This window comes from Vulcanococcus sp. DEBay_Sum29NL08_54 (assembly GCF_017859255.1).
Lineage (GTDB): Bacteria > Cyanobacteriota > Cyanobacteriia > PCC-6307 > Cyanobiaceae > Vulcanococcus.
In genome coordinates this window covers 1-3,919 of record NZ_JAFMNJ010000069.1, presented here as the reverse complement: position 1 = coordinate 3,919, position 3,919 = coordinate 1, and the positions used below count along the sequence as shown (strand labels likewise).

General features: G+C 57.6%; 5 protein-coding genes, 1 tRNA gene and 1 pseudogene. 2 read left to right on the top strand and 5 right to left on the bottom strand.

The features are described from left to right. The first annotated feature begins 260 nt into the window (after positions 1–260). A tRNA-Arg gene (locus QZ186_RS11470) sits at positions 261–333 on the top strand. Positions 334–428: 95 nt separating this feature from the next. Here the strand turns inward: QZ186_RS11470 and QZ186_RS11465 are convergent. The 3 genes from QZ186_RS11465 to QZ186_RS11455 all read right to left on the bottom strand — a co-directional run bounded on the left by QZ186_RS11465 (position 429) and on the right by QZ186_RS11455 (position 1,790). Beyond that, on the bottom strand, positions 429–557 hold the full coding sequence (locus QZ186_RS11465; RefSeq protein WP_296416959.1) for a hypothetical protein: 129 nt from the start codon (positions 555–557) through the stop codon (positions 429–431). A 73-nt stretch (positions 558–630) separates the two neighbouring features. After that, a complete protein-coding gene (locus QZ186_RS11460) occupies positions 631–861 on the bottom strand; it encodes a hypothetical protein (RefSeq protein ID WP_296416957.1) in 231 nt (76 codons plus the stop codon). 692 nt (positions 862–1,553) lie between these two features. Beyond that, on the bottom strand, positions 1,554–1,790 hold the full coding sequence (locus tag QZ186_RS11455; RefSeq protein WP_296416954.1) for a hypothetical protein: 237 nt from the start codon (positions 1,788–1,790) through the stop codon (positions 1,554–1,556). 368 nt (positions 1,791–2,158) lie between these two features. On the opposite strand from QZ186_RS11455, the gene QZ186_RS11450 reads away from it, so the two are divergent. Next, positions 2,159–2,422, top strand: coding sequence for a hypothetical protein (locus QZ186_RS11450; RefSeq protein ID WP_296416951.1), 264 nt, complete (start codon positions 2,159–2,161; stop codon positions 2,420–2,422). A 264-nt stretch (positions 2,423–2,686) separates the two neighbouring features. On the opposite strand, the gene QZ186_RS11445 is transcribed toward QZ186_RS11450, so the two are convergent. Further along, a complete protein-coding gene (locus QZ186_RS11445) occupies positions 2,687–3,391 on the bottom strand; it encodes a phosphoribosyltransferase (protein WP_296416961.1) in 705 nt (234 codons plus the stop codon). 39 nt (positions 3,392–3,430) lie between these two features. Next, positions 3,431–3,721, bottom strand: a pseudogene (locus QZ186_RS11440) (cation transporting ATPase C-terminal domain-containing protein); the annotation flags it as partial. Positions 3,722–3,919: the final 198 nt, after the last annotated feature.

Here is a 3,919-nt window from a genome sequence, read left to right as displayed (position 1 = left end):
GGTCGGAATCTGGGGCAGAACGGCACAGCGGTTCACCCCATTGCAGCGCAGTTGATCTCGGGTTTTGTTGAATCCGATTGACTGACAAACTGACTGACACATTGACTGACAGCTGAGAGCCGTCCCAAGCGTCTGGCGAGGCTTCTATAGCGCCTGACAGTGATCCCCTAGATGCTCAGCCATGAAGGGGGCACGGGGGGCTTCTGGAGTCCCTGTGGGTACGAGATAGGGCTCCTGAAATTTTTGGTCGTTATCCGAGACCGAGTGGCGCAGCTTGGTAGCGAGGGTGCCATCGGAGCACTAGGTCGCAGGTTCGAATCCTGTCGCTCCGATTGACTTCTCAGGGATTGAGATCAGAAGGCGCGCCCAAACCGCGCCCAAAACGCACAGGTGCACCGCCACCCCTCGGCAGCATTCCGGACTTCATCTCAGCGGATCTGTTCCCACCAGTCTTCGACAAAAGGCACCAGGTGGCCGCGCAGCATCAGCCGGACAAACAGCACACGAACAGCCGGATCGTTGGGTGAGTGGCCCGTCAGCTCGGCCAGCTGCTCCATTGCGATCGGAGTGGGAATGATCAAGTCAATTCATTCAACCAAGGAACCGCTGAATGCGCCAAAAACCCATCGACTACGCAGTATTCGCCATGGTTAAACTCCGTGCAGGCTTTCCTGCATGAGGCTCTGCCATTGATTTCCCAGGCCACTCCTTACGATTCAACTGAGAGGCTCCAATTGTTTCACCGGTAGTGCGCATAAGAGCGGGCAAGAATACGACAAGAAAAACAATCGCCGGCAGTCCAACAAACAGCGCGATGACGAAGCCATAGGCAATCAGCATCTCGATCACAGAGTTATTCATGGCAAGAAGCAAATAATGGCGAGTGACAGTGGTAAGAGCCTGCGCTTTGGTGTTCTCCTCTCCTGGTCACAGCCCAAGCTATTGGCAGGCGAATGCTGTGATCAGCTATTTCAGTAGACAAAAGTCAGAAGCGCTGTGTGTATGCATTGCCAACCAAGCTATTTCGCATTCCATCACAGAAGTGATCTTGAGCCATTGGCTCAGTAACTACGAGCCTTTCAAAACAACGATGCCCTGGATTTCCCCCTCATGCTTCTCGGTTGCATGTGCATAGGCGCTATCCATCGATTCCGAGTAATGGCTCGTTTCCGAACCTTTCCAGCCGCACCCAAGTCGACCACAACAGGCCTGCCAGGTTGGATGCAGAACAGTTAATTCCTTTTCTAACTCAAGAGCCGCCAGGCGCTCGGAAAATTGAGTCAGAACCTCCGCAGCGAAACCTCCCTCGAGGATGGATTTGCTTGCAATTGTGTTTGTCTCCATGTGCTTTCCATCGTTTCACATCCAAAGACTAAGCAGGGGAAGATATATTGAACATTGCAAGCAAGCTCTCAATCCGACCCGAAATTGCTGTTGATTAGCACCATCAGCTCCAGCCCTGGTGACTACCGCCTGCTGCTGTTGACGCTGCAAACTCATGACTGAGCGCATCAGCGATTCACGAATTGGCTCTCCAGGCATCGCTAGCTCGCTCAGCCGCGCCAGGTTGGGATGCCGCCACTGCCCAGGGTGCCGCGATGGCGCCACAGAGCCTCCGGCGTCACCAAAATTCCATGGTCGGCGGCCAACCGAGCCGCGCCCTGCGAAGACGGGGTGGCACGCATGGCTTGAGCGAAACCGGGATCGCTCTGGAGCAACTCCTTGAGCTGATGCAGTGCGGCAGCCGAAGCATTCGTAGCCTCGGGAACCGTGAAGTCACAGGTCGCCATTCCAGCCTCTTCTCAGGTTGAGACCAGGCTAGGAACAGCTGATCGAGCCGACGCCTCGATCGCACCTATCCAGCAGGTCTGCTGCATGACGGCTTCTTTCCGCACACGTAGATGGCTGCGGCTGCAGGCAACTCAGGCGAACATTGTGCAAAGCCATGTATCGAACATGTAGCAAGATTGCTGCATGCGTCAGCTACACAAGATCCGCATATTCCCTCTCAAATCTCAAGTGCCAACAGGCTTTATGCACATAATGCATAAAGCGCTTTTGCAAGAACTGCATCAAAAGTAGTTTTCCTTGCCCCTAATTAGGGGAGGTGCCCTACCCGTCAGTGGTCAAGAATGTCTTAAGAGTCTATTTTTCAGAGATGACTCAGGAGCGTCTCCTTCAAGCCCGCAATCAGGCTTCCCCCTCACTCGCGCTTGCCAGCCGCAAGCCCCAGCGGGTCACAATCACCGTTCCCTGGTCGACCTACCAAACGCTCATCAAAGCAAGCGATGAGCAAGGTCGCTCCCTCTCCAACATGGCGGCGTATTGGCTCGAACGACAAGCCGATGCCATGGCGCCAGAGCGTTTCGTGGCTAGCCCACGCAGGCACCACACCATCCACCTCAACAGCCAAGACGGCTGATCCGCCGAACAGCTCCACGGAAAGGGGGCAGCCGCGCCAAAAGGCAGCGGGGTGTCAGCGGGTTGCAGCACGGATGCGTCCTGCAGGGGAAAGGAACCTGCCTAAACAGAGGAGATCCGCAACCGTGCCCGATGTTCCTCATCACCCGACAGGACGAATCGATCGTGGAGGTGCTGGAGCTGCAGCAGCTCTTCAACCCCTTTTCGCAACGGGTGCTGGGGCGTCTCCATGCCGGTGAAGAGCTGCAGGAACCGGAGGCATTCCTTAAACGAGATCTGCTTTTCCCCTCCGGTGAATTCCTGCCTCGCTGCTGGCTGAATCCGAGCTACAGGCAGTCATAACGGCCTGCACATGCCGATCATCGACAGCCTCAAAGTGTTGGTACCAATCACCCACGGCCCGTAGGTGATCCACCTGAGCTAGGGCCACTAACCCATCCATCTGGGGACGCAGGCGGGCGGCAACGGTTCGATCAATCACAGGCACGGCGAAGATGATTTGTTCCGGCTGCCCCTGCCGTAGCGACTGGAGGGCCGCTTGCACCGTCATGCCCGTAGCGACTCCATCGTCCACCACCAGTAGGTGGCGATCCCTGAAGCTCGCCAACGGGGGGTCGCCATAGAGGTGCTGACGGCGATACAGCTCCCTATCGGCTTTCAGCACAATGCTCCTGCGCAGCTGCGGCTCCAGATGCAGTTGACGCAAATAGGGTTCATCCCAAATCAGCACCCCACCGGGGGCAATGGCCCCCACCGCCAGTTCAGAGTTGCGCGGATGGGCCAACTTGCGGACGGCCCAACTCACCAAGGGCAGGTCCAATGCGATGGCCACCTCGAGCGCCACCACGACGCCACCCCGCGGTAACCCCACGACTATTCCCTGGGGGTCCGCCCGCCAACGCAGCAAACGCTTAGCCAACTCCTCCCCCGCTTGCTGGCGGTCTCGCCACCGGATCTGCCGCTGTTCCATCAGCCTCCTCCACAAAGACGGGGAGGTGCGCTTATAGGCCGCATCCACCAGCCATAGGGCGGGGATGAACCACAGCAGCCACCACCAAAACTCTGATGGGATTGGGGCGAGCTGGAGTGCTGTAGCCAAGGGTGGCCATCCCTGAAACAACAGGAACGCCAACAACTCCAGGCCAACGCCCGCCCACAGCAGGCGATTCGGCGGCCGGCGCGGACCGCCCAATCGATGGTCGGAGCGACAGGCCCACACCGCACCCACCTGGGCAAAAACAATCGATCCCAGCGCCACACTTGCGCCTTGACGTTGCCTCTGGTCAGATCCAGATCTCACGTGATCATGGGCTCCCTGTTTTCTTCGCTCCCAATGAAGTCCCTGTCTGTTCTGGCCGGGCTCACGCTTGCGTTCAGCACGGTCCAGGTGAGCCCCGCCTGGGCTCAGCAGGATTCCCAGCCTGGTTACTCCAAGACCAGCACGTGCTTTAAGGACGAATACCGAGAGGAGTACGTCCCCGGAACGAAAGAGAAACCG